The following is a 25,328-nucleotide window of genomic DNA, read 5'->3' as shown; positions in this document are numbered from 1 at the left end:
ACCTCGCAAACGCGCGCGGAGGGGCGAAGGTTGCGCTGCCGCCGCCCGCCCCGCTCCGCCCCGTCGTGACTCAGCCGCGGTTGAGCGGGTCCAGCTGGTCGGCGGTCGCGTCGGCGTGGTCGGTGGAGGTGGACAGCGCCTCCCACTCCGCGTCGGTGTCGACGCGGGCCTGCCAGGCGGCGCGGCCGTAGTTGTAGGCGTCGCTGCCGATCAGGAGGCGGACCGGCGGCGCGTCGAGGTCGGCGACCTGCAGGACGACCTGGGCGACCTTGTCGGGGTCCGAGGCCGAGGCCTCCGCGAAGCCGGCCATGCGCTCGGCGACGGCGCCGACGGTGTTCTTGTAGGCCTCGCTGACCGGCGGGATCGCCATCGACGAGCCGGCCCAGTCGGTGCGCATCCCGCCCGGCTCCAGCACCGTGACCTTGATGCCGAGCGGGCCGACCTCGGCGGCCAGCACCTCGCTCAGCCCGCCGACCGCCCACTTCGCCGCCTGGTAGGCGCCAAGGCCCGGAGTCGCCATCCGGCCGCCGACCGAGGACACCTGGATGATGTGCCCGTCGCCCTGCTCGCGCATGACCGGCAGCGCAGCCTTGGTGACGTTGACGACGCCGAGCAGGTTGGTGTCGATCTGCGCGCGGAAGGCGTCGAGCGTGACGTCCTCGACCGCCGCGAGGTCGGCGTAGCCGGCGTTGTTGACGACGACGTCGAGGCGCCCGAAGGCGTCGACCGCCGTCCGGACCGCGGCGGCCGCGGCGTCCGGGTCGGTGACGTCGAGCGCGACCGCGCGGACGCGGTCCGGCGCCTGGGCGACGAGGTCGTCGAGCGACTCCGGCGTGCGCGCCGTGGCGACGAGCTGGTGGCCGGCGGCGACGACCGCCGCGGCGATCGAGCGGCCCAGGCCGCGGGAGGAGCCGGTGACGAGGAAGACCTTGGAGGAGGAGGACATGGGGAGCCTTTCGAACGTGATCGCTAACTAGGTGGTTAGTCAGTCACTGTAGCGCGGCTCGCGTCACGTTCAACCATCCGGTTAGTTGGCTACCCTGCGACGCACGATGCCCGGCGATGCGCAGGCCACCCAGAGGCGCCTCCTCGACGCCGCCAAGGCGGAGTTCGCGCTGCGCGGGATCGCCGGCGCGCGCGTCGACCGGATCGCCGCCGCCGCCGGGGCCAACAAGGCGCAGATCTACCACTACTTCGGCTCCAAGGACGACCTCTTCGACGCGGTCTTCGACCAGCTCGTCACCGCGACCACCGACGAGGCGCCGCTCGACGCGACCGACCTCCCCGGCTACGCCGCCGGCCTCTTCGACCGCTACGAGGACGACGCCGACATCGCGCGCCTGGCGACCTGGTACCGCCTGGAGCGCGCCGCCGACCGCCCACCCCACGCCCTCCGCGCCGCAGCGGCGAAGGCGAAGGTCGCCCGCATCCGCGCCGCGCAGGCCGACGGCACGCTCAGCGCGACGTTCCCACCCGAGGACCTCCTCGCCCTGATCACGACGATCGCCGCGATGTGGACCCGCGCCGACGCCACCGACCACGGCCCCGCCCAGCGCCGCAGCCGCACCCACCGCCGCCAGGTCGTCGTCGACGCCGTCCGCGCGCTGCTCGCCGCCTACTCACCCCCCAGCGCCTCCTCGCGCGCCGAAAGAGGTTGACTCCGCAGGAATGTGAACGCTAACATCGGCCTCCCGGAAGGGAGGAGCGAGCGCCAAGTCCCGGCGCGCTTCGGCCTGCCCGGAATGCGTCATGGGTCAGAACGAGAAGCCCCGCTCCGCGGTCATGTCGGACGTCGCCCAGCTTGCGGGCGTGTCCCACCAGACGGTGTCGCGCGTCCTGCACGACTCCCCCGCCGTGCGTCCCGAGACGCGCGAGCGCGTCCTCGCGGCGATGAGGGAGCTCGACTACCGCCCCAACTCCGCGGCCCGCGCGCTGGTGACCGGCCGGACCAGGACGCTCGGCGTCATCTCGTTCGACACCACGCTCTACGGCCCCGCGTCGGCGATCCTCGGGATCGAGCGCGCCGCCCACGACGCGGGCTACTTCATCATCATCGTGTCGCTGCGCTCGCTCACGCGCGAGTCGGTCCGCGGCGCGCTCGACCGCCTCCGCGACCGCGGCGTCGACGGCATCGTCGTCATCGCCCCGCAGGAGACCGCCGCCGACGCGCTCCGCGACCTCCCGCCCGGCGTCCCCGTCGTCGCCGCCGAGGCCGGCCCCGGCGACGCGATCCCGGTGGCCGAGGTCGACCAGCTCGCCGGCGCGCGCCTCGCCACCCAGCACCTCCTGGACCTCGGCCACGCCACCGTCCACCACATCGCCGGCCCGACCGACTTCATGGAGGCCGTCCAGCGCGTGGACGGCTGGCGCGCCACGCTCGCCGACGCCGGCATCACCGCCCCGGAGCCGCTGATCGGCGACTGGTCGGCGTCCTGTGGCTACGAGCTGGGCCAGCGACTCCTACAACAACGGGAACCGGTCACCGCGGTCTTCGCCGCCAACGACCCGATGGCCCTCGGCCTCCTGCGCGCGATCAACGAGCGCGGCCTGGCCGCGCCCGCCGACATCAGCGTCGTCGGCTTCGACGACGTCCCCGAGGCCGCGTTCTACACGCCGCCGCTGACCTCCGTCCGCCAGGACTTCGACGAGATCGGCCGCCGCTCGCTCGCCCTCCTTCTCGACCACATGCAGAACGGCTCCGCGCCGCAGGGCATCGTCGTCGCGCCCGAGCTGGTCGTCCGCCAGAGCACGGCGGCACCGGGAGGCGAGCGCTGATGCTCCAGACCGTCGGCCGCGCGGGCCAGGTGCTCGACCTCTTCTCCACCGACAACCCCGAGTGGGGCGCGACCGCGGTCGCCAACGCGCTGGACGTCGCCAAGTCCCAGGCCCACGAGCTGCTCATCTCGCTCGCCGACATCGGCCTGCTGGAACGCCACGGCCCCGGCCGTTACCGCCTCGGCTGGCGCGTGATCGCGCTCAACACGCTCGTCGTCGACAGCTCGCACCTCGGCGCCGAGCCGACCCGCGTCCTCGCCGCGCTCGCCGCCCAGACCGGCCACGCCGCGCACCTCGCGACCTGGGGCCCCGGCAGCGCGATCTGCGTCGCCTCCTACGCCGGGCGCGACGCGTTCGGCCCGCCGCCCGCCGCCGTCGGCTCGGCCCTCGCGGTCCACGCGACCGCCGCCGGGAAGGTCCTGCTCGCCGCCCAGCCGGCCGAGACGATCGCCGACCACGCCGCGCGCGACCTCACGCCGTTCACCGACCGCACGATCCGGACCGCCGAGCGCCTCGCCCGCGAGTGCGCGGCCGTCCGCCAGCGCGGCTTCGCCTACGAGGAGCAGGAGCGCGACCCGGCCGCGTGCGCGGTCGCCGCGCCGATCCGCGACCTCCACGGCCACGTCGTCGCCGCACTGGGCCTGACCGTCGCCGCGCCCCGCTGGCGCGCGACCGCGCGCGACCAGACGCGCGCGGTCGCCGCGGCCGCCGCGCGCTGCTCCGAGCTGCTGCGCAAGCGCGCGCTAACGACTTCCCAACAGGACCGGTTCGGCATAGCCGAACGCCCCGTTGACCGCACGGGGAACCCTGTGGCTTGATGCCGTTACACGGGCGCGCGACGCCCGGCCCGCCGGTTGCCACCGGTGAGCAGTGAGTGCTGCGCAAAGATGTGCAGCACCCCTACAAACAGGAGGAGACCGGTGTCAGAGCTTGACCCCGTGCACGAGGCGATCGAGCGCCTCGAGTGGATGGAAGGCAAGGAGGAGGAGACCCCGCACTCGAAGTTCAAGGCGATGAGCCGGCGCACCGCGCTGACCGGCGGCGCCGCGGGCCTGGCCGCGACCATCCTGGCCGCGTGCGGCGGCTCCAACAACAGCAAGACGACCACGACCGCCGCGGCGCAGACCAGCACCAACGGCGGCGGCACCAGTGGCGTCTTCGGCCCGTCGAGCAGCAGGCTGAGGTTCACGTTCGTCAACCACGTGACCACCAACCCGTTCTTCGTGCCGACGAAGTACGGCGCCGAGGACGCCTGCAAGCTGCTCGGCTGCAGCTACCAGTGGACCGGCTCGGAGAACTCCAATGTCAACGAGATGGTCAACGCCACCAACTCGGCGATCACCGGCGGCGCGGACGGCCTCGCGCTCGCGCTGATCGACGAGAAGGCCTTCAACTCGGCGACCCAAGCCGCGCTCAAGGCCAACATCCCGGTCGTCTCCTACAACGCGGACTCGACCTCGAACAAGCGCTTGGCCTACATCGGCCAGGACCTCTTCGTCTCCGGCCAGGAGATGGGCAAGCGCATCATCGAGCTGGTCCCGTCCGGCGACGTCGCGCTGTTCATCGCGACGCCGGGCTCGGCGAACATCCAGCCGCGCATCGACGGCGCGCTCGACACCATCAAGAAGCAGGGCAGGGGCATCACGCCCCACACGGTCGCCACCGGCGCCGCGGTCCCGGCCGAGCTGTCGACGATCGACTCCTACGTGTCGGGTCACCCGAACACGAAGGGGCTGTTCGCCGTGGACGCCGGCTCGACGCAGTCGGTCGCGCAGACGATCCAGAAGCACAGCCTGCGCGGCAGGGGCGTCAAGGGCGGCGGCTACGACCTCACGCCGGTGACCCAGAGGCTCCTGGCCGCCGACCAGATCGACTTCACGATCGACCAGCAGCCCTACCTGCAGGGCTTCCTGCCGATCCTGCAGTTGTTCATGTACAAGATGTCGAACTCGCTGACCGGGCCGGCCGACGTCAACACCGGCCTGAAGTTCCTCGACAAGACCACCGTCGGGCCGTACAACACCACCAAGAGCCGGTACGAGGGCTCCTCGACGGCCGCCGGCGTCGCCAAGGCCTAGGAGATCATGTCGGCGCTGCAGTCCGCACCGACCGAGCAGCCGACCGCCCGGGCCTCGCGCCCGGGCGCCGGCGAGCTCGCCAAGCGGTTCCTCACGCTGCGCGAGGGCAGCATCGTCGTGGTGACGCTCATCGCGATCGTCTACTTCTCCGTGAAGAACGACCGCTTCTTCACCCACGACAACTTCGTCACGCTGCTCCCGTACTTCGCGCCGTTCGCGATCCTGGCGGCCGGCGAGGCGATGCTGATGATCGCCGGCGAGATCGACCTGTCGATCGGCTCGGTGTACCTCTTCTCCCCGTTCATGTTCTACGAGTTCCACCAGTGGGGCTTCGGGCTCGTGCTGTGCCTGATCGGGGCGCTGATCTGCTCGGCGATCGTCGGGGTGATCAACGGCGTGCTGACCGAGGTCGTCGGCGTGTCGTCGTTCATCACCACCCTGGGCACGCTGCTCGGGGTCGGCGGCCTGACGCTGATCATCTCCAACGCCGCGCCGGTCGCGATGCCGGGCGCCGACGTGACCACGACGACCGAGAACGTCACCAAGGTCGTCAACGGCCAGACGATCACGCTGCCCGAGCAGGTCAACCACGTCGGGACGTTCGCCAAGATCTTCGGCGCCGGGGTCTACTCGGAGCTGATCTGGGCGTTGTTGATCGTGTTGCTCCTGCAGGTCGTGCTGCGCCTGACGCGCTGGGGCCTGCACACGATCGCGGCGGGCGGCAACAAGCACGGCGCGAGCGAGGCGGGCATCAAGGTCCGCGTCGTCGTGATCCGCAACTTCATCCTCTGCTCGACGCTCGCCGGCCTCGTCGGCGTCTTCGAGGCCACGCGCGCCTCGTCGGTCCAGCCGGACACCGCGGGGGCGTCGGAGACGATGTTCCGCGCCGTGTCGGCGGCGGTCATCGGCGGCACGCTGCTGACCGGCGGCGAGGGCACCGCGATCGGCGCGCTGTTCGGCGCGCTGTTCCTCGGCGTCCTGCGCGACGGGCTGACGATCCAGGGCGTCAGCGCCGACTACCTGGACTTCATCCTCGGCATCGCGATCCTCGTCGCGATGGTCATCAACGTGTACATCGGACGCGTCCGGAAGGGCCAGGGCCTTGGCTGAGCAGGGGCAGGAAGCAACTCCTACAACTCCGGCGGCGTCCGTGGAGGACGTGCTGCGGATCGAGGGCGTCGCCAAGCGCTTCGGCCCGGTGACGGCGCTCCGCAACGTCGACCTGCACCTCAAGAAGGGCGAGGTGCTGGGCCTGCTCGGCGACAACGGCGCGGGCAAGTCCACGTTGATGAAGATCATCTCCGGCTTCCAGAGGCCCGACGAAGGCAAGGTCATCGTCAAGGGCGAGGAGGTCGAGCTGAGGTCGGTCGTCCACGCGCGCTCGCTCGGGATCGACTGCGTCTACCAGGACCTCGCGCTGATCGACGAGCTGTCCGTGTACCACAATATGTTCCTCAACCGGGAGCCGCACCGGACCGGGCTGCCGCTGATCGACAACCGGCGGATGAAGAGGGAGTCGCGGGCGGCGCTGGACTCGATCGGCGTCAACATCCCGCGGATCGACGTGCCGGTCGCGCGCCTGTCGGGCGGCCAGCGCCAGGCGATCGCGGTGGCGCGCACGGTCACCTCCGACGCCGACATCATCCTGCTCGACGAGCCGCTGGCGGCGATGGGCGCCAAGGAGGGGGCGATGATCCTCGACCTCGTGGCCCGGCTTCGCGAGGAAGGCCGCGTGTCGATCATCATGATCGCCCACAACTACGTGCACGTGCTCGAGTCGTGTGACCGCGTGAACCTGATCCAGGACGGCGAGATCACGTACGACCGCCCGACCGCGGAGACGTCGGTCGAGGAGCTCAACGAGATCGTCGTCAACGAGTACCGCCGCGCCCGGCTGGCCGCACAGGCGCAGCCGGGGACGGCGCGGTAGGGCGATGACGTCGCGGGCTGCCACGTCCGCGCGGGACGACGGCCGGCCGGCAGGGGCTCCTCCTCCTTCCGGGCCGGTCGTCGTCGGCGTGGACTTCGGGACGCTGTCCGGGCGCGCGCTTGTTGTACGGGTTGCCGATGGCGCGGAGCTGGGGTCGGCGGTGCTCGCCTACCCGCACGCGGTGATGGAGGAGACGCTGGCGGCTTCGGGGGCTGCGCTGCCGCCGCAGTGGGCGCTGCAGGACCCGGAGGACTACCGCGAGGTGCTGCGGCGCGCGGTGCCGGAGGCGATCGCCGCGGCGGGCGTCTCTGCTGCGGATGTCATAGGCATTGCCACGGACTTCACCGCCTCCTCCCCCATGCCGGTCAAGGCCGACGGGACGCCGCTGTGCGAGGCCGACGGGTTCCGCGACCGACCCCATGCCTATGTGAAGCTCTGGAAGCACCACGCCGCCCAAGGCCAGGCCGACCGCATCAACATGGTCGCCCGCGAGCGCGGCGAGTCCTGGCTCGCGCGCTACGGCGGCGCGATCTCCTCCGAGTGGGAGTTCGCCAAGGCCCTGCAACTGCTCGAGGAGGATCCGGAGGCCTACGCAGCGACCGACCGCTGGGTCGAGGCCGCCGACTGGATCGTCTGGCAGCTGTGCGGTATGGAGACGCGCAACGCGTGCAGCGCCGGCTACAAGGCGATCCACCAGGACGGGCGCTACCCGTCGACCGACTACCTGCGCGCCGTCAACCCGGACTTCGCGGGCTTCGTCGACGAGAAGCTCGCCGGGCCGCTGGCGGCGCTGGGCGCGCGGGCGGGGTCGCTGACCGCCGAGGCGGCGGCGTGGACGGGACTGCCCGAAGGCATCGCTGTCGCTGTTGGCAACGTGGATGCCCACGTGACCGCGCCGGCCGCGCAGTCGGTCGGCCCCGGGCAGATGCTCGCGGTCATGGGCACGTCGACCTGCCACGTGATGAACGCCGAGCAGCTCGCGGAGATCCCCGGCATGTGCGGCGTCGTCGACGGCGGGATCGCGGCGGGGCTGTGGGGCTACGAGGCCGGGCAGTCCGGCGTCGGCGACCTCTTCGGCTGGGTCGTCGACCACGCGACGCCGCCGCGCTACCACGCGGAGGCGGCGGCGCTCGGGGTCTCCGTGCACGAGCATCTCTCTGCCCTGGCGGCACAGCAGGATGTAGGAGAACACGGGCTCGTCGCGCTGGACTGGCTCAACGGCAACCGCTCGCTGCTGGTCGACCACGAGCTGTCGGGCTTGTTGTTGGGGTTGACGCTGCAGACGCGCGCGCCCGACATCTACCGCGCGCTGATCGAGGCGACCGCGTTCGGGACGCGCAAGATCATCGAGGCGTTCGCGGCCGGCGGCGTCCCGGTCCAGGAGCTGTTCATCGCCGGCGGGCTGGCGAAGAACCCGCTGGTGATGCAGATCTACGCCGACGTCGTCCGGATGCCGCTGCACCTGCTGGAGTCCGAGCACGGCCCCGCGCTGGGCGCGGCGATCCACGCGGCGGTCGCGGCGGGCGCCTATGCCGACGTGCACGCCGCGTCGGCGGCGATGGGCGCGGTCACACGCGACGCCTACACGCCGGACCCGGCGCGCGCCGCGGCCTACGACGTCTTGTACCAGCACTACGGCGAGCTGCACGACGCGTTCGCGCGCGGCGAGCTGATGCACGCGCTGCGGCGCCGGCCCGTTGTCGAGGTGGCCGCGTGAGCGAGTTGATGGACTTGCGCGCCGAGGTCTGCCGGCTGCACTTGGAGCTGCCACGACAGGGCCTCGTCGCCTGGACGTCCGGGAACCTCTCGGCGCGCGTCCCCGACGAGGACCTGATGGTCATCAAGGCCTCCGGGATCCCGTTCGACGCGCTGACGCCGGAGGCGATGGTCGTCTGCGACCTCGACGGCACGCTGGTCGAGGGCGACCTGTCGCCGTCCAGCGACGCCGCGACGCACGGCCACGTCTACCGCGAGCTGCGCGGCGTCGGCGGCGTCTGCCACACGCACAGCGCGTATGCGACGGCGTGGGCCGCGCGCGGCGAGGCGATCCCGTGCGTCCTGACCGCGATGGCCGACGAGTTCGGCGGCGAGATCCCGGTCGGGCCGTTCCGGCTGATCGGCGACGCCGAGATCGGCCGCGGGATCGTCGAGACGCTGCGCGACCACCGCTCGCCCGCCGTGCTGATGCGCAGCCACGGCGTCTTCACCGTCGGCGCGCGCGCCGTCGATGCGCTCAAAGCCGCGGTGATGTGCGAGGACGTCGCGCGCACCGTGCACCTCGCCCGTGAGCTCGGCGACCCGATCCAGCTCGAATCCAAGGACATCGATGCCCTCTACGACCGCTACCAGAACGTCTACGGCCAGCGCTGACCCCCAGGGTTCCGCGCGCCCGCGGATCGGCCTGCTCGGGGTGATGCAGGCGTTGTACGACGACATGTTGCCGGGGATCACCGAGCGGCAGGCGGCGTACGCGGCGGCCGTGGGTGAGGCGCTGGGCGGGGTGTGCGACGTCGTCGTCGGCGATCCGGTGAAGACGCGTGCCGACGTGGACCGCGTTGTTGGGGAACTTGCTGCCGACGGGCTCGACGGGTTGTTGGTGGTCATGCTCACGTACGGGCCGGCGATGCACGTGTCGCGCGCGCTCGCGGGCGTGGACCTTCCGGTGTGCCTGGTGAACACGCAGCCGGAGGGCGCGATCACCGACGCGTGGGACATGGGCGACCTGACCTACAACCAGGGGATCCACGGGGCGCAGGACACGGCCAACGCGCTGGTCCGGTCCGGGCGGCCGTTCCACGTGATCACCGGCGACTGGCAGTCTTCTGAGTTCGTCGATGCCGTGGGCCTGTGGGCGCGCGCGGCCGCGGCGGTGACGCGCTGGCGCGCGCTGAAGGTGGCGATCTTCGGCTACACGATGAACGGGATGGGCGACATCCGGGTCGACGAGCACGCGTTCCTGCGGTCGCTCGGACCGCAGGTTGATGCGCTCGGCACGGGGCTGTTGGTGAGGGCGGTCGCGGAGGTCGAGGACGACGCGGTCCGGGGGCTGCTGGACTCCGAGGACGCGCGCTTCGAGGTCGACCCGCGGTTGTCTGCCGCGGAGCGCGAGGACCACGCGCGGATGCAGCTCGGGCTGCGCGCGCTGCTGGACGCGGGTGGGTACCGCGCGTACTCCACGCACTTCGGCGCGATCGCCGAGGACGGGCGCTTCGCGCGGCTGCCGCTGGCGGCGGCGTCGTCGCTGATGGCCGACGGCTACGCGTTCGCGGCCGAGGGCGACAGCGTCACGGCGTCGCTGATGGCGGCGGCGCAGGACATGCTCGGCGCGACGCAGTTCACCGAGATGTACGCCATGGACTTCCCCAGGGACGCGATCCTGATGTCCCACATGGGCGAGGGCAACTGGGCGCTGGCCCGAGCCGACCGACCGGTCCGGCTCATCAAGCGCCCGTTGGGTATCGGCGGGCTGGGAGATCCGCCGACGTTCCTGTTCCAGTACGCGCCGGGGCCGTGCACGCTGGCCACGCTGGTCGCGCTGGAGGGAACGCGGTTCCGGCTCGTGGTCTCCGAGGGTGAGATCTTGGAGAGCGACGAGCTGCCGGCGCTCGAGATGCCGTACGGGCTGTTCCGTCCGGACTCGGGCGTGCGGAACTGCATGGACGCATGGCTGCGCCTCGGCGGCCCGCACCACCAGGTGCTCAATCCGGGGCGGCACGCGGACGCCTGGCGGGCGTTCTGCGCGGCGGCGGGGATCGAGCTGGCGCTCGTGTAGCGCCGCCAAGTCCACAAGCAAGGTCCAGAACATAGGAGGACGCATGTCGTCCAACATGTCCGGTTTCCGGCGACTCGCAGGAGTCGCCGCGGTAGGGGCTGCGCTGTGCGCGGCCGTGCTCCCGGCGAGCGCGATGGCGCACGGGGGCGGTGGCGGCGGTGGCGGCGGTGGTGGCGGAGGTGGTCACTCCGTGAGCATCACCAAGAGCGGGTTCGGAACGCTCAGCGATGGCACGGCGATCGACCGCTACACGTTGACCAACGCGCGCGGGATGTCGATCTCGGTGATCACCTACGGCGCGACGCTGCAGGCGGTCAACGTCCCCGATCGGCGCGGGCAGGCGAAGGACGTCGCCCTCGGCTTCGGCGACGTCTCCGGCTACACGTCGCCCGCGTACCTGAGGAGCAACCCGTACTTCGGGGCGACGATCGGGCGCTACGGCAACCGCATCGCCAGGGGTCAGTTCACGCTCGACGGCACGACGTACCAGCTACCGATCAACAACGGGGTGAACTCGCTGCACGGCGGGATCCAGGGGTTCGACAAGCACGTCTGGACGGCAGTGCCGGTCCCGGCGTCGGGGCGCGACGGGAGCGCGGGCGTCCGGTTCTCCTACACCTCGGCCGACGGCGAGGAGGGGTATCCCGGTGAGCTGCCGGTGACGGTGACGTACTCGTTGAACAACGACGACCAGATCCGGATCGACTACCACGCGACCACGTCGAAGCCGACGGTGATCAACCTCACCAACCACTCGTACTGGAACCTGGCGGGTGAGGGCTCGGGGTCGATCGACGGCCAGCAGCTGCAGATCAACGCCTCGCACTACACGCCGGTCGACACGACGCAGATCCCGACGGGCGTGATCGCGCCGGTTGCCGGGACGCCGTTCGACTTCACGCAGTTCCATGCGGTCGGCGAGCGCGTTCGCGACAACGACCCGCAGCTGGTGATCGGGCAGGGCTACGACCACAACTGGGTCCTGGACCGGCGGCCGGGCAACGGGCTGCAGGTCGCGGCACGGTTGAAGGATCCCGGCTCCGGCCGGCAGCTGACGGTGTGGACCGACCAGCCCGGCCTGCAGTTCTACTCCGGGAACTTCCTGGACGGGACGCTCTACGGGACGAGCGGCCACCAGTACCGGCAGGGCGACGGGCTGGCGCTGGAGACCCAGCACTTCCCGGACTCGCCGAACCAGCCGTCGTTCCCGTCGACTGTCCTCCGCCCGGGCCAGACGTACGCCACCTCGACGGTGTACGACTTCGGCTCCGACGGCAACCACGGGCACGTGATGGAGGCGAAGGTCAAGAAGCACCACGGCTGAGGTCGCCTCGGGACGCTCGCCGGGTAGCCCGGTCCAGGTCATGGAGCTTCAGACCTGGACCGCCCCGCCCGGCGAGCCGATCCCGAACCACCCCCGCTGGCCGGTGCTGATCTACCACGGCGTCGACGTCGGGGACGGCGAGTCGTTGTTCATCAACAACGGCTGGGGTGGCACCTGGACCGACGGCGTCTTCGACTACCACCACTTCCACTCGACCTCCCACGAGGCACTGGCGGTGATCGCCGGCTCGGCAACGCTCGAGCTCGGCGGCCCCCAGGGCCAGGCCTTCGAGGTCTCAGCCGGCGACGTCCTGATCCTCCCCGCAGGCACCGGCCACCGCCGAGCCTCTTCACGCGACGGCTTCACCGTGGCCGGCGCCTACCCACCGGGCCAAGAGATCTACGACATCCTCCGCGCAGCCAACCCCACCGCGCTATCTCGCATCACCCACCTCCCACCACCACCGACCGACCCGGTAGGCGGCGAAGGCATCGCGCTCTGGAGGAGCTGAGCCTGTCCGGATATCCGGACAACGCGCTCCCGGGAGGTCGTTGTCCGGATATCCGGACACCGTCATGACCCGAACACCTCCCTGAGCCGCCTGGCTCTGGACCCACCGGACGCGAACCTCCACCGTTACCGGACCCTTCGCCACTCGCGCAGGGAGGAGAGCAGGAGGGCTCGGTGCGGCAGCCGCGGGAACGGATCCAGCGCCGAGCCCTCCACTCGCTCAGCCGGCGGAGAGCGGGACGGGTGGCGGCGCCAGACGCGACCGCGCATTGGTTGCGGGCCGCCGGCAGGACACCGACGCCGACCGCCCAGCAGCGGTGGCGGGACCAGTGGCGCCGAGATGCGTCAATCGAGGCGCGGCGCGGCGTTAGCCGAGGTGCGGCGCGGCGTTAGCCGAGGTGCGACGTGTCGACGTGGACCTGGAAGCGGCCCTTCGACGTGAAGACGATCTGGAGGTTCGTCGGGGTGCCGGAGAGGTCGGCGATGCAGGTCGTCTTGTGGCCTTTGTCGGGGTCCACGTCCTTGGGGCAGTGGACCGTGGCCGTCGTGCCGGTCTGGCGGAGGATGAAGTCGCTCACCTTCGACTCCAGGTCCCTGCGGTCGACGCGGTCGCCGCCGCAGCCCGACGCGAGCACAACGGAAGCGGACGACAGCGCTAGGAGCGCCGTCGTCCGGCCGGTCAAGCGTCGACCTCGATCGCGGACTCGCCGCGGCGGGGCAGCGGCGGAAGCTCGACGGGCGCGGCGTGCATCGCGCGCAGGCGGACGTCCTTCCAGGACACGCCTTCCTTCAACAGCGCGGGCGCGCCCATGACGAACGCGGTCGCGATCTCCACGGCCTGCAGGATGATCCCGTAGCCGAGCGCGTCGTCGACGCCGATCCCGTAGCCCTTGTGCAGCACGAAGACGCAGGCGGCCTGGAACACGCCCAGGTTCGACGGCGTCGCGGGCAGGACCGCGGAGACGTTCACCGCGAACAGCACCGCCGCCGCAGCGCCGATCCCCGCGCGGTCGTCCAGCCCGAAGGCCACCAACAGCACGTAGCAGGACATCCACTGGATGACCCACGCGAACAGCTGCGCGCCCACCGCGACGGACCCCAGCTTCGGCTGGCGGAAGACCTCGAGCCCCGCCCGCACCTGCGCGGTCGCACGGCGCGCCTGCATCGACCACGCGCGCACCCGGGCGCTGCGTGCCGCGCCGCCCTCGCGCAGCAGCGCCGGAGCACCCAGCACGGCAGCCAGGATCACGATCGGCAGCGCCGCGAAGGCGATCAGCCCGCTCTCGTGGTGATGGAACACCGGAACCGAGCGGAACATGACCATGCCCAGGATCACCAGGGCCAAGATGTTCAACAACGTCTGCGAGACGATCGTCCCCAGCACCACCGGGACGCCGTCGCGCGGGCGCCCGATGCGCCGCGCGACGATCATCGCGCGCGCCGGCTCACCCAGGCGCGCCGGCAGCGTCGCGCTCATCAGCACGCCGATCATCGTCCCCTGCAGCGCATCGCTCAGCCGCGGCCTCGGCGCCGTCGGCATCGCCGCGCGCAGGATCGCCGTCCAGGCGACCGCACGCACCGCCATCGACGCGCACATCAGGCCCAGCGCGACGACCACCCACGGCGGCGTCGCGTGCACGAGCGAGTGACCGATCCGGTCGAAGCCGATCCGCTCCAAGGCGACGACCGACCCCACCAGGATCGCCAGCGCGACCAGCGCCATCACGGCGCGGCGCGCGAACGCGATCACCGGGCGGCGCGCGCGCGAGCGCGGCGCCGGCGGCTCCATCGACGGCATCCGCCGCGCCGGGTTGCGCGGCTTCAGGTCGGCCGACAGCATCCCCGAGCGAACCGCGACCCGCTGCGCGCGGGAGCCCTCGGGCTCGCCGACGGCGATCGCGTCCTCGTAGGCCTTCACGACCTCGCGCGCGACGACCGGCCACGCGAACCGCTCCGCGCGCTCCAGCGCGGCAGCGCTCAAGCGCGCGCGCTGCTCGGCGTCCAGCGCCAGGGCGCGCAGCGTCTCGCCCAGCGCAGCGGCGTCCCCGCGCGGCACCAGAAGACCATCGACGCCGTCCCGGACCACATCGCGGTAGCCCGCGATATCGGAGGCGACGACCGGCGTGCCCGCCGCGAACGCCTCCGTCAAGACCATCCCGAACGACTCGCCCCCGAGCGACGGCGCGGCGAGGACGTCCGCCTCGCGCAGCACGCGCTCCTTGGTCGCGTCGTCCACCTTGCCGAGCACGGTCACGCCCGAGTCGCCGTCGAGCAGCAGCGGCTCGACCTCCTCGGGCGTCGCGCCGACGATCTGCAGCTCGGCCGGGACGTGCTCGCGCAGCGCCTCGAAGGCGCGCAGCAGCACCGGCAGCCCCTTGCGCTCGACCGCCTGCCCGACGAACGCGATCCGCAGCGGGCGCTCGGCAGAGACCGCCTCGACCGGCGCCGCGACCGCCTGCTCATCCAGCACCACGCCGTTCGGGACCACGCGGTAGTAGCCGCCGTAGTAGCGCTTGCCCGTCCACGCCGCCGCCTCGGAGACCGCGATCCGGACCTTCAGCCGGTTCAGCCGCCGCCGCGCGCCGATCGCCACGGCGATCCCGTTCGAGAGGTTGTTCTCGGAGTAGCAGTGGAACGTGCCGACCATCGGCACCTCGCACGACATCAGCGTGTCCCACCCGACGCACGGCACGACCGGCTCGTGCAGGTGCACGACGTCGTAGCCGCCCTCACGGAGCTCGCGCCGCAGCGCGCTCACGTTCGGGGCGTACGGCATCGTCAGGTTGGACACCGCGCCGTTGGCCGGGAAGCCCATCGTGCGCCCGAGCGGGACCACCCAGTCCGGGATCTCGCGCTCCTGGGGCACGGCACCACGATGTCTCCGCGCGGACGTCTTGTCCGGCGGATCGACTGGGGCGAGGACCCGCACATCGTGACCCAACGCAGCCAACTCGGACCGCAGCGCCTCGATGTGCCGCGTCACACCCCCGGGGTACGTCCAGGAATACGGGGAGACGAGCGCGATGCGCATCTCCAGCATCGTATCCACCCGTGCCCCGGAACCGCCCGGGGGATAACTCCCCTTCACATACACTGGACGCCGCTCATGGCCGATCGTCACTTCGTGAAGTACACGTTCCTCAAGCTCGATCCTGCTTGGCGCCGCCTTCCGGAGTCCGAGCGCGCGCAGCACAAGGCCGAGTTCCTGGCCGCCTGCGAGGACTTCGGGACCGACCACCTGATCCAGGGCTTCAGCCTCGTCGGGACCCGTGGCGACGCCGACCTGATGCTCGTGATGGAGGCCGAGAACCTCGACCGCATCCACGAGTTCCACGTCGTGCTCGGCCAGTCCGGCCTGTGGTCCTGGATGAGCCAGCCGGAGTCGTTCCTGGGCATGCGCAAGACGTCCGAGTACAGCGAGGACGAGCGCGCGATCCCCCGTCGTTTCAGGGGCAAGTACCTGTTCGTCTACCCGTTCGTGAAGACGCGCCAGTGGTACGGCCTGGATCCGAAGGAGCGCTGGCGGATCATGCAGGAGCACATCGAGGTCGGCCGCCAGTACCCGACGGTCGACAACCACACGACCTACTCGTTCGGCCTCGACGACCAGGAGTTCGTGGTCGCGTTCGACACCGACGACGCCGCCGCGTTCCTGGACCTCGTGCAGCGCCTCCGGACGACCGAGGCCAGCGCCTGGACCGAGCGCGACACGCCGTCCTACACGTGCGTCAACACCGGCCTCGAGCGGGCGCTGATCGCGCTCGACGGCGAGGCGATCGGCGCGATCGTCTAGACGGATGTCCCAGCGCGAGCGCCGCGCGGTCGCGCACCTGCGCGCCGCCGACCCGGTGCTCGCGTCGATGATCGACGACCTCGGCGGCGACGTCCCGCGCTGGACGCCGGACGCCGACCCCTACGGCGCGATCATCCGGGCGATCGTCTCGCAGCAGCTGTCGACGATCGCCGCCCGCGCGATCCTCGGCCGCCTGCAGGACCGCTTCGGCGGCAGGAACCCGACGCCGGCCGAGGTCCTGGCCGACGACCCGGACGAGCTGAAGTCGGTGGGCTTGTCGAGGGCGAAGGTCGTCTCGCTGCGCTCGCTGGCCGAGCACCTCGAGGACGGCGAGCTGGAGCTCGGGGCCCTGCGGACGCTGAGCGACGACGAGCTGATCGCCCAGCTGACCGCGGTCAAGGGCATCGGCGAGTGGACGGCGCAGGTGTTCCTGGTCGTCGGGTTGGCGCGGGAGGACGTCCTGGTGGCGGGGGATCTCGTGATTCGCCAGGCGGTCCGGCGCGGGTGGGGGCTGGACCACCTGCCGGAGCGCGCGGAGCTGTACGCGTTGGGGGAGGCGTGGCGGCCGCACCGGTCGACGGCGTGCGCGGTGTTGTGGGCGTGGGCGCGTGTGGGTGGGCCGACGGCGTAGGCGGTGCTGCGGCGCGGCGGTGAGTGGCGTTCAGCGCGGCCGTGTCGCTGGGAGTGCGGGGCGTGGCGTGGAGGGCATCGATGGGAGAAGGCGTTGGCGGTTGCGCCGCCGCTGGCGGTGTGGCTCGGCGTGGTGGCGGTGCGGGCGGGTCTCCTTGGGCCTCGCGTAGGGCTCCGGGCACCGTTCGGGCCCGAACCCAAGCGTCAACGGTGCATAGTGGTTCGTATAGAGCCCAAATGCACCGTTGACCCCCTCAACGGCAGTCTGGGGTCCCATGTGAACACCAAACTGCCGCCGACCAACCCGTTCGGCCCCGAACCCCGCCCCCGGACCCGGCGAGCAGCCCAGCCACACCACCAACGGCAGCGCCCCCTCCAGCGCTGCTCGCCATCGATGCCCTCCCAACCAACGCTCCAAGCCGCCAGCAACACGGCCGCGCCGAACACCACCCACCGCCGCGCCGCACCACCACAACGCCCGCGCCTCAGCCCGCCGGCACCGCGGTCGTCGCCGCCGGGACGGCGGTCGTCGACTCCGTCGGCGGCGTCGCGTTCGACGGCGGTGCGCTCGTCGGCGCGGGCGGCGACACGGTCCCGGACGGCGGCGGCGCCGCGGTGCTCGCCGCACCCGGCTCGGCGCACGACGCCGGCAGCGGCGGTGGTCCGTCGTTCGGCCTGCGCGCGCCCCAGGCGGCCCAGAGGTCGTAGGTCGGGTACGTCCGCGTCAGCCCTGCGTCGGCGAGGCCGACGGGGTAGGCGCTGTCCTCCCGGAACGTGTACTGGAACGCCGCGTCCACGCGCGGGTCGGCCGCCCACTGGCGCAGCTTGGCGTCCTGCGCGCGGCACTGGGCGCGCAGCGACGCGTCGTCGGTCGCCCGCGGCGCGCCCGGGTCGCCGCCGCCGACGCCGGTCTCGGTGACCCAGATGTGCGCGCCCTGCGTGCACGGCCGCGCGTCGAGCGCCTGCTCCAGCGCGAGCACCGGATCGGGCTTCGCGGGGTCCGGCGTGACCTGCGCGTAGTCGTGCTGGGTCCACAGGCGCGACGCGCAGGCGACGTCGTCGGGCAGCGCGGCGACCATCTCCTGGACGGTCGAGCGCCGCGGCGACGGGACGGTCGTCCCGGCCATCTCGCCGAGCACGAGCTGGTGCGGGCCGGGGATCGTGGCGAGCGCGTCGCGCGCGGCCCGGACCAGCTGGGCGTAGACGCCGGCGGCGAGCGTCGGCGAGCTCCTGTCGCACTTCGCGCGCTGCGGGCTGATGAACGCCGGGTGGTTGGGCTCGTTCCACGGCGACCAGTAGTTCAGCGCCGCGCCCTCCTGCCCCGCGAGGCCGGCGACCTGGGCGATCAGCGCCTTGTAGGCGTCGAGGCCCTGCGCGGTGATCGGCCGCGACGACGGTCCGGCATCGGAGCGCTCGCACCCGGACGCGGGCTGGGCGGCCCAGGCCGGGACGCCCGCGATGACGACCTCGACGCGCGGCACACCGAAGCCCGCCTTCTGCTCGGAGGCGATCGCCGCCAGCTCGTCGCGGATCCCGCCGAACGGGCCGCACGGCTGCGCCCCGCGCGCGCAGCCGTCGGTCGCGATGCCGAGGTCGGCGGGCCTGGACGGGTCCGGCTGGAGCTGGGACCAGTAGATCATCAGCCGCCAGTAGCGCGGGTGCAGCGCGGCGACGCGATCGCGCCACGGCGCGAACCCGGGCGCGACGTCCGGATGCGAACCGGCGTCGAACAGCAGCTGGGCGTTGGCCTCGGTGAGGCCGGTGGCGAGGACCGTCGGCCTGGCGGGCGGCGCAGGCCGCTTGGCGGGCGCGGTCTGCGGCGGCGGCGCGGCGGCGCGCTGGTCGTCGTCGCCGCAGCCCGCGAGGGCAGCGGCGGTCAGGAGCGCGGCGGCCGCAAGCAGCAGCGCCGCCGCGCGAAGGCGGGTGGTTCCCAGAGGGAGGCCGATGCCGTCAGGCTAGACGGCGCTGACCTGCTCCTCGTCCTCCACCCGGAAGGACGAGCCGCAGCCGCACGCGGCGACCACGTTGGGGTTGTTGACCTGGAAGCCCGCGCCCTGGAGCGAGTCGACGTAGTCGATCTCCGAGCCGTCCACGTACGGGAGGCTCTGGGCGTCGACGAGGATGCGGAGGCCCTGGTCCTCGAAGATCGCGTCGCCGTCGTGCTGGTCGTCGAACGCGAGCTGGTACTGGAAGCCCGAGCAGCCGCCGCCGCGCACACCGACGCGGAGGCCGGCGGACGTGATGTCCGCGCCCTGGGACTCGAGGAACTCGCGGACCTTGGTGGCGCCCTTCTCGGTGAAGTGGACGCCCTGGGCCTTGTACGTAACGGTGGTTCCGGTCATCGCTATACAAAGGATAGCGATACCCTCAAGCGCCAATGCCGACGACCGACGAGATCAAGCGCCGCATCGAGGCTGCCCTCCCTGAGAGCACCGCAGAAGTCGAGGATTGGACGGGCGGCGGGGACCACTTCCGCGCCACGGTCGTCTCCCCCGCCTTCGACGGTCTCACCAGGATCGCACAGCACCGGTTGGTCTACGACGTCTTCGGCACGGAGATCGGCGGCGCCATCCACGCCCTTTCCCTCACCACCCGAGTCCCGGAGCAGGCATGAGCAGCGACACGAACCCCATCCGTGACGCGATCGCCGAGGCGATCCGCGATAACAAGACGATCCTCTTCATGAAGGGCACCCCCGACGCCCCCGCGTGCGGGTTCTCCGCCCGGACCGTTGGCGCCCTGCAGGCGCTCGACGCACCGTTCGCGGCGGTCGACATCCTGCCGGATCCCCGGATCCGCCAGGAGCTGTCGGCCCTCTCGAACTGGCCGACGATCCCGCAGCTGTTCGTCGACGGCGAGCTCGTCGGCGGCGCGGACATCGTCACCGAGATGTTCGAGACCGGCGAGCTGGCCCAGGCGCTGGGCGTCGAGCAGCCCGACGACGTCGAGCCCGAGGCCCAGACCGCGCCGGCCGCGCCGGCGCCGCTGGGCATCGAGAACCGCCTGTCCTAGCGCGGCGCGCGCGGCGTCACGCCGCGCGCGTCACTTCACCGTGACCCGCAGCTTCGCGTCGCCGCTGACGCGGAGCTCGGGGTCGCGGTAGACCTCGTACTCCGGGGTCGCGTCGTTGGGGTCGTCGTCGCCCGGGCGGTGGAACGAGGCGGTCACGCCGTCCTCGCGCTCCAGGCCGGTGAACGCGTCGCCGAGCTGCGTGAGGTCGCGCGGGCCGGGATCGTCGGCCGACGACGAGTCGTCGCCACCGAGCGCGACCTCGAAGATCGACGACAGGTCCTGCGAGTCGCTGCCGCCCGCGACGGTGTCGGCGGGCGAGCCGGTCAGCTGCAGGATCAGCTGGCCCTTCGGCAGCCCGCGCGGGACGTGGACCCTCACGTTCTTGGTGAACTTGGCCCCGCGGACGCGCTGGGCGTACATCTTGACGGTGATGTCGTGGCCGGGCCTGACGGTCGACGGCCCGGTCGCGTTCAAGATGTAGGCCTGGCGGAGGTCGCGGCGCAGCTTGAGGTTGACGTCGGCCTTCGTGACGTGCAGGACGCCGAAGTTGTAGGTGTCGAGCAGGCCGCTGGCCGACGCGAAGTCCGCGACGAGCGGGCCGGCCGGCGACGTCGGCGAGCCGCCGACGTAGGTGTTGCAGAACCGCAGCGGCGCCCTGCGCTCGCGCACGGTGATCCGGACGCACATCGAGCCGGACTGGCGCGCGGGCGAGCCGCGCAGGATGTCGTAGGCGGCCTGGGCGACGGCGACCGGGCCGACCTGGGTCAGCGACGAGCTGCCGGTCGGCTGGCCGATCGCGGTCTCGTCGGCGATCTCGGACTTGAGGTGGATCGTGCGCCTGGAGTCCAGGTCGGTCGCGGAGATGTTGAGCGGGAAGTGGTCCGGCAGCGCGCCGAGCGTCCCGACGACGGCGGACGGCGCGTCGTCGGAGAGCGTCCCGAGGTCGTGGCCGGGCGCGGCCAGCTTGTAGGACGTGTCGTTCTCGGTGTCCAGCGGGTTGTTGATGACCGTGTAGACGTAGGCGTCCTGGAGCAGGAGGCTGCGGCGGCCGGCGCCGTCGAGCGGGTGGCCGAAGGCGTACACGTTGTTGCCGTCCACGTAGGTGACGGTGCCGACGGCGCCCGCGGCGACGTCGCCGCCCGCGAGGCCGACGGCGACGCTGGAACCCGGCTGCAGGACCTGCGGCGCCCACGTGATCCCGGGCGCGGTGCCCGAGGTCGGGACCGGGTCGGGCGCGGCGTAGAGGGCGCGGCCGAGCTTCCTGCCGGCTTGTTGTAGGGCTTGCGCGACCGGACCGGAGACGCCGGCGAACGAGAGCGGCGCGGCGAGCGCGCGCTTGGAGCGCCTGACCGCGGCGGCGGTCGCGCTGTTCGCGGACGCGGCGCTCGACGGCGGGACGACCGGCTCGCCGAGCATCGTCTCGATCGGCGTCACGAGGACGACCCTGTTGCCGTAGTCGCCCGTGCCCTGGGCGATCGCGCCGATCGTCTTCGGGATGTTGTTGTCCTTGGGGTCCGGGCACTTGACGGGCGAGCCGCTGAAGCCCTCCGCGATCCCGGTGTCGTCGACCGCGGGGCCGGACGCGCGGACGAGGACCGACGGGTCGGAGCCGCCGATGACGTCGATGACGTCCACGTCGAAGGACGTGATGGTCAGGCCGCGGATCACCGTGTAGCCGGTGCAGTGCATCCCGGCGGTGACCTGGTTGAGCGGCAGGATCGGATCGCCGGCGGCCTGCGCCTGGGTGGCGGAGGCGGCGAGGACGGGGAGTGTTGCGGCCAGGACGGCCGCGAAGCGGGACTTGAGCACGGGTCGCCTGAACACTACGGATCGTTGCGGCGGGGCGCGGCGCTCGGGGCGAGCTAGTGTCTGCGGCGTGGCCATTGGTGTTGGTGGGATCCAGGCGATCCGGTGGGACGGGCGGCGGTTGTCGCTGCTCGATCAGACGCTGCTGCCGGGCAGCGAGGTGTGGCTGACGCCGGCGGGTGCGGCGGACGTCGCGGAGGCGATCGGGCGACTGGCCGTGCGGGGTGCGCCGAACATCGGGATCGCGGCGGCGTACGGGGTCGCTTTGGAGCTTTCGGCGCGGCCGTCGCTGGGCGCGCTGGAGGAGGCGTGCGACGTGCTGATCGCGTCGCGGCCGACGGCGGTGAACCTGGCGTGGGCCGTCGAGCGCGTGCGCGCGGCGTGCCTGGGCGCCGGGCCCTCGACGCTGGCGAGCGCCGCGCGGGGCGAGGCACAGAAGATCCACGCGGCGGAGGACGCGGCGTCGCTGGCGATGGGCGCGCTGGGCGCCGACTGGCTGGTGGAGCGAGGCGTCCGGACGTTGCTGACGCACTGCAACACGGGCGCGCTGGCGACCGGCGGGCGCGGGAGCGCGCTGGGCGTGGCGATCACGCTGGCCGAGCGGGTCGAGGGCGTCCGCGTGATCGCGTGCGAGACGCGCCCGCTGCTGCAGGGCGCGCGGTTGACGGCATGGGAGCTGGACCGCCTCGGGATCCCGCACGCGCTGATCGTGGACGGGGCGGCGGCGGGGCTCCTGGCGCGCGGCGCTGCGGACGCCGTGATCGTCGGCTGCGACCGGGTCGCCGCCAACGGCGACACGGCCAACAAGGTCGGGACCTACTCGCACGCGCTGGCGGCGGCGGCCGCGTCGGTGCCGTTCCTGGTCGCGGGGCCGACCTCGACGATCGACGCCTCGACCCCCGACGGCGCCGCGATCGTCATCGAGGAGCGCGCGGCCGACGAGGTCCTGACCCTCGCGGGTGTCGGCGTGGCGCCACCCGGCACGCCGGTCATCAACCCCGCCTTCGACGTGACGCCCGCATCGCTGATCACCGCCCTGGTCACCGAACGCGGCATCGCCGCGCCGGTGAGCGCCGAGTCCGTCGCGGAGCTGCTGGCGTCATGAAGGTCGCGCGTTCGGTCGGGGTTCGGGAGGTCGCCGTGCAGGACGATCCGGAGCCGAGCGCCGGGCCGGGCGAGGTCGTCTGCCGGGTCCTGGCCTGTGGCGTCTGCGGGTCGGACATCAGCGACGCGTGGGTGGCGCCGAAGGTCCCGGTGGTCCTCGGGCACGAGCTGACCGGGGAAGTTGTGGAAGTCGGCGCCGGAGTTGTAGGCCTTGCGGTGGGCGACCGCGTTGTCGTCCATCACCACGCGCCGTGCGGGGAGTGCCGGCGCTGCCGGCGCGGGCACGAGACGCTGTGCGAGTCGTTCAGGACCACCAACATCGCGCCGGGCGGGTTCGCGGAGCGTGTCCGGGTCCCGGCCGAGCTGGTCGGCGAGCTGCTGTTGTTGGAGGACTTGGACGAGGAGCGCGGGACGTTCGTCGAGCCGCTGGCGTGCGTCCTGCGGGCGATGGACCGCGCGGGGCTGCGGGCGGGCGACTCGCTGCTGGTGCTGGGCGCCGGGACGTCCGGGCTGCTGGCGATCGCCGCCGCGCACGCGCGCGGGGTCGAGGCGGTGTGGGTCAGGGAGCCGCGCGCGGACCGCATGGAGCACGCGCTGGCCGCGGGCGCGGAGCGGCACGGCAACGAGCTGGTCGACGTGGCGTTCGTGGCCTCCGGCGCGGCGGAGGCGGTGACCGACGGGTTCGCGTCGGTCGCCCCGGGCGGCGTGCTGTTGTTGTACGCCACGCCGTCGCCGGGCAAGCCCTTGTCGCTGGACGCGGTGTCGCAGTACCGGCGTGAGGTCGACGTGATCGCGTCGTACTCCGCGGGCGCGCGGGACATGATCGACGCCTATGAGCTGCTCGCGTCCGGCGCCGTCGACCCGATGCCGTGGGTGACGCATCGCGTCGGGTTGGAGGAGACGGGGCGCGCGCTGGAGATGGTCCGGACCGGCGAGGCGATCAAGGTGTTGGTGTTGCCCTGATGCGCGCGGCGTTGTTGTACGGGCCGGACGACCTGCGGATCGAGGACGTCCCGGAGCCGGTCGGTGAGGTCGTGGTGAGCGTGCGGGCGGCGACGACCTGCGGGACCGACCTGAAGATGTTGAAGCACGGCCACCCGACGCTCGGCGCCTACCCAGCGCGCTTCGGCCACGAGACCGCGGGCGAGCGGTTCGACACCGGCGAGCGCGTCCTGGTCGGCGACTCGGTGCCCTGCGGTTCCTGTACGTGTTGCTCGGCCGGAGCGACCCACCTCTGCCGCGCGATGACCTGGGTGATGGGCGGCTTCGCGGAGCGGATCGCGGCGCCCGCGGCGGCGCTGCACCCGATCCCGGACGGCCTCCCGTTCGCCGCCGCGGCGATGGCCGAGCCGCTGGCGGCCTGCGTCCACGCGGTCGGCCGCGGCGGCCGCGAGCGCGTCGCGGTGGTCCTGGGTGGCGGGACGATCGGGCTGATGCTCGCGCGGCTGCTCGTGCTCGACGGCCGCGACGTCACCGTCGTCGACCGCCATCCGGAGCGCCGCGCGCAGGCGGAGTCCCTCGGCGCCTCCGCGACCGAGGCGCTCCCGCCCGCCTCGGGCCCGCTGATCTTCGAGGCCGTCGGCCGTCCCGGTGCGTGGCACGACGCGCTGCAGCTGGCATCGCCCGGCGGGCGCGTCGTGATGGTCGGCGGCTGTCCCTCCGGCGACGTCCCCCTCCCCGCCGGGCGCATCCACTACGACGAAGTTGATGTGGTCGGCGCCTTCCACCACCGCCCCGCCGAGGTCGACGAGGCGTTGTTGTTGCTGTCGACCGGCGCGGTCGACCACCTGGCGTTCGCGGGGCCGGCGGTCGGCCTCGACGGCCTGCACGCGGCGCTCGCTGCGCCGCCCTGGGGCGCCGAGGCCCGCAAGCTCGTCGTCGACCCGACGCGCTGAGGCGCCGCGCTCAGCCGATGGCGACCGTCAGCGTGCCGGTCTGCTGCGCGACGCCGGAGCTCAGGCAGCTGACCAGGTCCAGGTCGGCGTAGGCCGCGATCCGCTCGGACAGGGCCCCTTGGCCGTAGCCGGCGGTGACCGTGCCGGTGGAGGTCACGACGAGCTGGTTGGCGGCGTGGACGACGGTCGTGACCGGATAGGTGATGGTGCTGGAGGCGCCGCCGTTCCAGTGGTAGGTGACGACGTTCGTGACGAGCGTGTCGCCCAGCCCCTGGAGCAGGCAACCGACCTGCTGCGTGAAGCTGGTGTCGGCCGCACCCGAGCTGAACGGCCCGGTGCACGCGCCGCCGCCGCCGGTGCCGAGCCGCTCGGCGACCTGCTGGCTGCTCACCCTCGGCAGCGGGCCCAGCGCCGGCGCGTAGTGCACCGTCACCGATCCCGTGCACACGACCGGATCGTCCTGCGCCTGCGCGGCGCCGGGGACGGCGGCGAGCGCAGCGGCGGCGAGCAGGGTCAGGCTCAGCGAGCGGGCGACGCGAGACATGGCATTCCCCTCCGTGACGGATGAGCCGCTTTCAGACCGGCATGGATCAGCGACGCTGAGCAGCCGGTGTGATCGACAGTACGCCCTCATCCCGTCGTGACCAAGCCAGTTGGCGCCGAGGCGCGCGGCGGTCATGATCACAAATGCGTTGCTTT

Annotated in this window: 25 protein-coding genes; 18 read left to right on the top strand and 7 right to left on the bottom strand. The window is 72.4% G+C overall.

The features are described from left to right. Nucleotides 1-70 precede the first annotated feature (70 nt). Nucleotides 71-946 (bottom strand): SDR family NAD(P)-dependent oxidoreductase, encoded by an 876-nt coding sequence (locus H030_RS30395; RefSeq protein ID WP_035126004.1) that lies wholly within the window; start codon nucleotides 944-946, stop codon nucleotides 71-73. Nucleotides 947-1,052: 106 nt separating this feature from the next. Here H030_RS30395 and H030_RS0108245 point away from each other — a divergent pair, with 106 nt between their 5' ends. The 11 genes from H030_RS0108245 to H030_RS0108195 all read left to right on the top strand — a co-directional run bounded on the left by H030_RS0108245 (nucleotide 1,053) and on the right by H030_RS0108195 (nucleotide 12,390). Further along, entirely contained in the window at nucleotides 1,053-1,658 is a 606-nt protein-coding gene (locus tag H030_RS0108245) for a TetR family transcriptional regulator (RefSeq protein WP_027005764.1), read from the top strand. Nucleotides 1,659-1,749: 91 nt separating this feature from the next. Continuing rightward, nucleotides 1,750-2,775 (top strand): LacI family DNA-binding transcriptional regulator, encoded by a 1,026-nt coding sequence (locus H030_RS0108240; RefSeq protein WP_027005763.1) that lies wholly within the window; start codon nucleotides 1,750-1,752, stop codon nucleotides 2,773-2,775. After that, nucleotides 2,775-3,593 carry an IclR family transcriptional regulator gene (locus tag H030_RS30390; RefSeq protein WP_051222054.1) on the top strand — a complete coding sequence of 273 codons (819 nt, stop codon included), beginning with the start codon at nucleotides 2,775-2,777 and terminating at the stop codon, nucleotides 3,591-3,593. Before H030_RS0108240 ends, H030_RS30390 begins: the two co-directional genes overlap by 1 nt. Before the next feature lie 102 nt (nucleotides 3,594-3,695). Continuing rightward, a complete protein-coding gene (locus tag H030_RS30385; RefSeq protein ID WP_196809050.1) occupies nucleotides 3,696-4,853 on the top strand; it encodes a sugar ABC transporter substrate-binding protein in 1,158 nt (385 codons plus the stop codon). Between the two features lie 6 nt (nucleotides 4,854-4,859). Next, nucleotides 4,860-5,963 carry an ABC transporter permease gene (locus H030_RS0108225; RefSeq protein WP_051222052.1) on the top strand — a complete coding sequence of 368 codons (1,104 nt, stop codon included), beginning with the start codon at nucleotides 4,860-4,862 and terminating at the stop codon, nucleotides 5,961-5,963. Continuing rightward, nucleotides 5,956-6,783, top strand: a complete 828-nt coding sequence (locus tag H030_RS30380) for an ATP-binding cassette domain-containing protein (RefSeq protein ID WP_196809049.1) — start codon at nucleotides 5,956-5,958, stop codon at nucleotides 6,781-6,783. Before H030_RS0108225 ends, H030_RS30380 begins: the two co-directional genes overlap by 8 nt. Nucleotides 6,784-6,787: 4 nt before the next feature. Next, nucleotides 6,788-8,500 (top strand): ribulokinase, encoded by a 1,713-nt coding sequence (gene araB / locus H030_RS0108215; RefSeq protein ID WP_035126001.1) that lies wholly within the window; start codon nucleotides 6,788-6,790, stop codon nucleotides 8,498-8,500. Nucleotides 8,501-8,508: 8 nt separating this feature from the next. Then, the gene (locus tag H030_RS0108210; RefSeq protein ID WP_035127019.1) at nucleotides 8,509-9,153 is read left to right on the top strand and encodes an L-ribulose-5-phosphate 4-epimerase; all 645 of its coding nucleotides are present in this window, start codon (nucleotides 8,509-8,511) and stop codon (nucleotides 9,151-9,153) included. 43 nt (nucleotides 9,154-9,196) lie between these two features. Then, nucleotides 9,197-10,555, top strand: a complete 1,359-nt coding sequence (locus H030_RS0108205) for an L-fucose/L-arabinose isomerase family protein (protein ID WP_196809047.1) — start codon at nucleotides 9,197-9,199, stop codon at nucleotides 10,553-10,555. 55 nt (nucleotides 10,556-10,610) lie between these two features. Next, entirely contained in the window at nucleotides 10,611-11,879 is a 1,269-nt protein-coding gene (locus H030_RS30375; RefSeq protein ID WP_081690753.1) for an aldose epimerase family protein, read from the top strand. Nucleotides 11,880-11,919: 40 nt separating this feature from the next. Further along, entirely contained in the window at nucleotides 11,920-12,390 is a 471-nt protein-coding gene (locus tag H030_RS0108195; RefSeq protein ID WP_027005758.1) for a cupin domain-containing protein, read from the top strand. Between the two features lie 388 nt (nucleotides 12,391-12,778). Here H030_RS0108195 and H030_RS0108190 read toward each other — a convergent pair whose 3' ends face one another. Together H030_RS0108190 and H030_RS0108185 are read right to left on the bottom strand one after the other, a co-directional pair. Then, nucleotides 12,779-13,072, bottom strand: a complete 294-nt coding sequence (locus H030_RS0108190; protein ID WP_027005757.1) for a DUF4333 domain-containing protein — start codon at nucleotides 13,070-13,072, stop codon at nucleotides 12,779-12,781. Then, nucleotides 13,069-15,420 carry a glycosyltransferase gene (locus tag H030_RS0108185; RefSeq protein ID WP_027005756.1) on the bottom strand — a complete coding sequence of 784 codons (2,352 nt, stop codon included), beginning with the start codon at nucleotides 15,418-15,420 and terminating at the stop codon, nucleotides 13,069-13,071. The genes H030_RS0108190 and H030_RS0108185 overlap by 4 nt, the downstream gene beginning before the upstream one ends. Before the next feature lie 75 nt (nucleotides 15,421-15,495). Here H030_RS0108185 and H030_RS0108180 point away from each other — a divergent pair, with 75 nt between their 5' ends. Together H030_RS0108180 and H030_RS0108175 are read left to right on the top strand one after the other, a co-directional pair. Next, a complete protein-coding gene (locus tag H030_RS0108180; RefSeq protein WP_035125999.1) occupies nucleotides 15,496-16,182 on the top strand; it encodes a chlorite dismutase family protein in 687 nt (228 codons plus the stop codon). Between the two features lie 4 nt (nucleotides 16,183-16,186). Next, complete coding sequence (locus H030_RS0108175; RefSeq protein ID WP_027005754.1) at nucleotides 16,187-16,813, top strand: DNA-3-methyladenine glycosylase family protein; 627 nt, start codon at nucleotides 16,187-16,189, stop codon at nucleotides 16,811-16,813. Between the two features lie 484 nt (nucleotides 16,814-17,297). On the opposite strand, the gene H030_RS0108170 is transcribed toward H030_RS0108175, so the two are convergent. Then, nucleotides 17,298-18,452 (bottom strand): hypothetical protein, encoded by a 1,155-nt coding sequence (locus H030_RS0108170; protein ID WP_027005753.1) that lies wholly within the window; start codon nucleotides 18,450-18,452, stop codon nucleotides 17,298-17,300. Between the two features lie 315 nt (nucleotides 18,453-18,767). Continuing rightward, nucleotides 18,768-19,154 (bottom strand): HesB/IscA family protein, encoded by a 387-nt coding sequence (locus H030_RS0108165; RefSeq protein WP_027005752.1) that lies wholly within the window; start codon nucleotides 19,152-19,154, stop codon nucleotides 18,768-18,770. 35 nt (nucleotides 19,155-19,189) lie between these two features. Between H030_RS0108165 and H030_RS0108160 the strand changes: the two genes are divergently transcribed. Both H030_RS0108160 and grxD read left to right on the top strand, forming a co-directional pair. Then, complete coding sequence (locus H030_RS0108160; RefSeq protein ID WP_027005751.1) at nucleotides 19,190-19,426, top strand: BolA family protein; 237 nt, start codon at nucleotides 19,190-19,192, stop codon at nucleotides 19,424-19,426. Then, a complete protein-coding gene (gene grxD / locus H030_RS0108155) occupies nucleotides 19,423-19,824 on the top strand; it encodes a Grx4 family monothiol glutaredoxin (protein WP_027005750.1) in 402 nt (133 codons plus the stop codon). Before H030_RS0108160 ends, grxD begins: the two co-directional genes overlap by 4 nt. A 30-nt stretch (nucleotides 19,825-19,854) precedes the next feature. Here the strand turns inward: grxD and H030_RS0108150 are convergent, their stop codons facing one another. Further along, a complete protein-coding gene (locus H030_RS0108150) occupies nucleotides 19,855-21,633 on the bottom strand; it encodes a hypothetical protein (RefSeq protein ID WP_027005749.1) in 1,779 nt (592 codons plus the stop codon). A 67-nt stretch (nucleotides 21,634-21,700) separates the two neighbouring features. Here H030_RS0108150 and mtnA point away from each other — a divergent pair, with 67 nt between their 5' ends. The 3 genes from mtnA to H030_RS30370 are packed head-to-tail and all read left to right on the top strand — an operon-like array spanning nucleotide 21,701 to nucleotide 24,629. Beyond that, on the top strand, nucleotides 21,701-22,735 hold the full coding sequence (mtnA, locus tag H030_RS0108145) for an S-methyl-5-thioribose-1-phosphate isomerase (RefSeq protein ID WP_196809045.1): 1,035 nt from the start codon (nucleotides 21,701-21,703) through the stop codon (nucleotides 22,733-22,735). Next, nucleotides 22,732-23,697 (top strand): alcohol dehydrogenase catalytic domain-containing protein, encoded by a 966-nt coding sequence (locus H030_RS0108140; RefSeq protein ID WP_027005747.1) that lies wholly within the window; start codon nucleotides 22,732-22,734, stop codon nucleotides 23,695-23,697. Before mtnA ends, H030_RS0108140 begins: the two co-directional genes overlap by 4 nt. Beyond that, nucleotides 23,697-24,629, top strand: coding sequence for a zinc-dependent alcohol dehydrogenase (locus tag H030_RS30370; RefSeq protein ID WP_051222046.1), 933 nt, complete (start codon nucleotides 23,697-23,699; stop codon nucleotides 24,627-24,629). Before H030_RS0108140 ends, H030_RS30370 begins: the two co-directional genes overlap by 1 nt. A gap of 10 nt (nucleotides 24,630-24,639) precedes the next feature. Here H030_RS30370 and H030_RS0108130 read toward each other — a convergent pair whose 3' ends face one another. Then, entirely contained in the window at nucleotides 24,640-25,173 is a 534-nt protein-coding gene (locus tag H030_RS0108130; protein WP_027005746.1) for a hypothetical protein, read from the bottom strand. Nucleotides 25,174-25,328: the final 155 nt, after the last annotated feature.

The organism is Conexibacter woesei Iso977N, assembly GCF_000424625.1.
GTDB classification, from domain to species: domain Bacteria; phylum Actinomycetota; class Thermoleophilia; order Solirubrobacterales; family Solirubrobacteraceae; genus Baekduia; species Baekduia woesei_A.
Note: the sequence above shows the minus strand (reverse complement) of the source record. Positions and strands in the feature narration are given on the sequence as shown.

What these genes read in the sequence shown, in the direction of transcription:
- H030_RS30395 (WP_035126004.1), bottom strand. Translation starts at nt 946, where the DNA reads ATGTCCTCCTCCTCCAAGGTCTTCCTCGTCACCGGCTCCTCCCGCGGC.
- H030_RS0108245 (WP_027005764.1), top strand. Translation starts at nt 1,053, where the DNA reads ATGCCCGGCGATGCGCAGGCCACCCAGAGGCGCCTCCTCGACGCCGCC.
- H030_RS0108240 (WP_027005763.1), top strand. Translation starts at nt 1,750, where the DNA reads ATGGGTCAGAACGAGAAGCCCCGCTCCGCGGTCATGTCGGACGTCGCC.
- H030_RS30390 (WP_051222054.1), top strand. Translation starts at nt 2,775, where the DNA reads ATGCTCCAGACCGTCGGCCGCGCGGGCCAGGTGCTCGACCTCTTCTCC.
- H030_RS0108225 (WP_051222052.1), top strand. Translation starts at nt 4,860, where the DNA reads ATGTCGGCGCTGCAGTCCGCACCGACCGAGCAGCCGACCGCCCGGGCC.
- araB (WP_035126001.1), top strand. Translation starts at nt 6,788, where the DNA reads ATGACGTCGCGGGCTGCCACGTCCGCGCGGGACGACGGCCGGCCGGCA.
- H030_RS0108210 (WP_035127019.1), top strand. Translation starts at nt 8,509, where the DNA reads ATGGACTTGCGCGCCGAGGTCTGCCGGCTGCACTTGGAGCTGCCACGA.
- H030_RS0108205 (WP_196809047.1), top strand. Translation starts at nt 9,197, where the DNA reads ATGCAGGCGTTGTACGACGACATGTTGCCGGGGATCACCGAGCGGCAG.
- H030_RS30375 (WP_081690753.1), top strand. Translation starts at nt 10,611, where the DNA reads ATGTCCGGTTTCCGGCGACTCGCAGGAGTCGCCGCGGTAGGGGCTGCG.
- H030_RS0108195 (WP_027005758.1), top strand. Translation starts at nt 11,920, where the DNA reads ATGGAGCTTCAGACCTGGACCGCCCCGCCCGGCGAGCCGATCCCGAAC.
- H030_RS0108185 (WP_027005756.1), bottom strand. Translation starts at nt 15,420, where the DNA reads ATGCGCATCGCGCTCGTCTCCCCGTATTCCTGGACGTACCCCGGGGGT.
- H030_RS0108180 (WP_035125999.1), top strand. Translation starts at nt 15,496, where the DNA reads ATGGCCGATCGTCACTTCGTGAAGTACACGTTCCTCAAGCTCGATCCT.
- H030_RS0108175 (WP_027005754.1), top strand. Translation starts at nt 16,187, where the DNA reads ATGTCCCAGCGCGAGCGCCGCGCGGTCGCGCACCTGCGCGCCGCCGAC.
- H030_RS0108170 (WP_027005753.1), bottom strand. Translation starts at nt 18,452, where the DNA reads ATGATCTACTGGTCCCAGCTCCAGCCGGACCCGTCCAGGCCCGCCGAC.
- H030_RS0108165 (WP_027005752.1), bottom strand. Translation starts at nt 19,154, where the DNA reads ATGACCGGAACCACCGTTACGTACAAGGCCCAGGGCGTCCACTTCACC.
- H030_RS0108160 (WP_027005751.1), top strand. Translation starts at nt 19,190, where the DNA reads ATGCCGACGACCGACGAGATCAAGCGCCGCATCGAGGCTGCCCTCCCT.
- grxD (WP_027005750.1), top strand. Translation starts at nt 19,423, where the DNA reads ATGAGCAGCGACACGAACCCCATCCGTGACGCGATCGCCGAGGCGATC.
- H030_RS0108140 (WP_027005747.1), top strand. Translation starts at nt 22,732, where the DNA reads ATGAAGGTCGCGCGTTCGGTCGGGGTTCGGGAGGTCGCCGTGCAGGAC.
- H030_RS30370 (WP_051222046.1), top strand. Translation starts at nt 23,697, where the DNA reads ATGCGCGCGGCGTTGTTGTACGGGCCGGACGACCTGCGGATCGAGGAC.
- H030_RS0108130 (WP_027005746.1), bottom strand. Translation starts at nt 25,173, where the DNA reads ATGTCTCGCGTCGCCCGCTCGCTGAGCCTGACCCTGCTCGCCGCCGCT.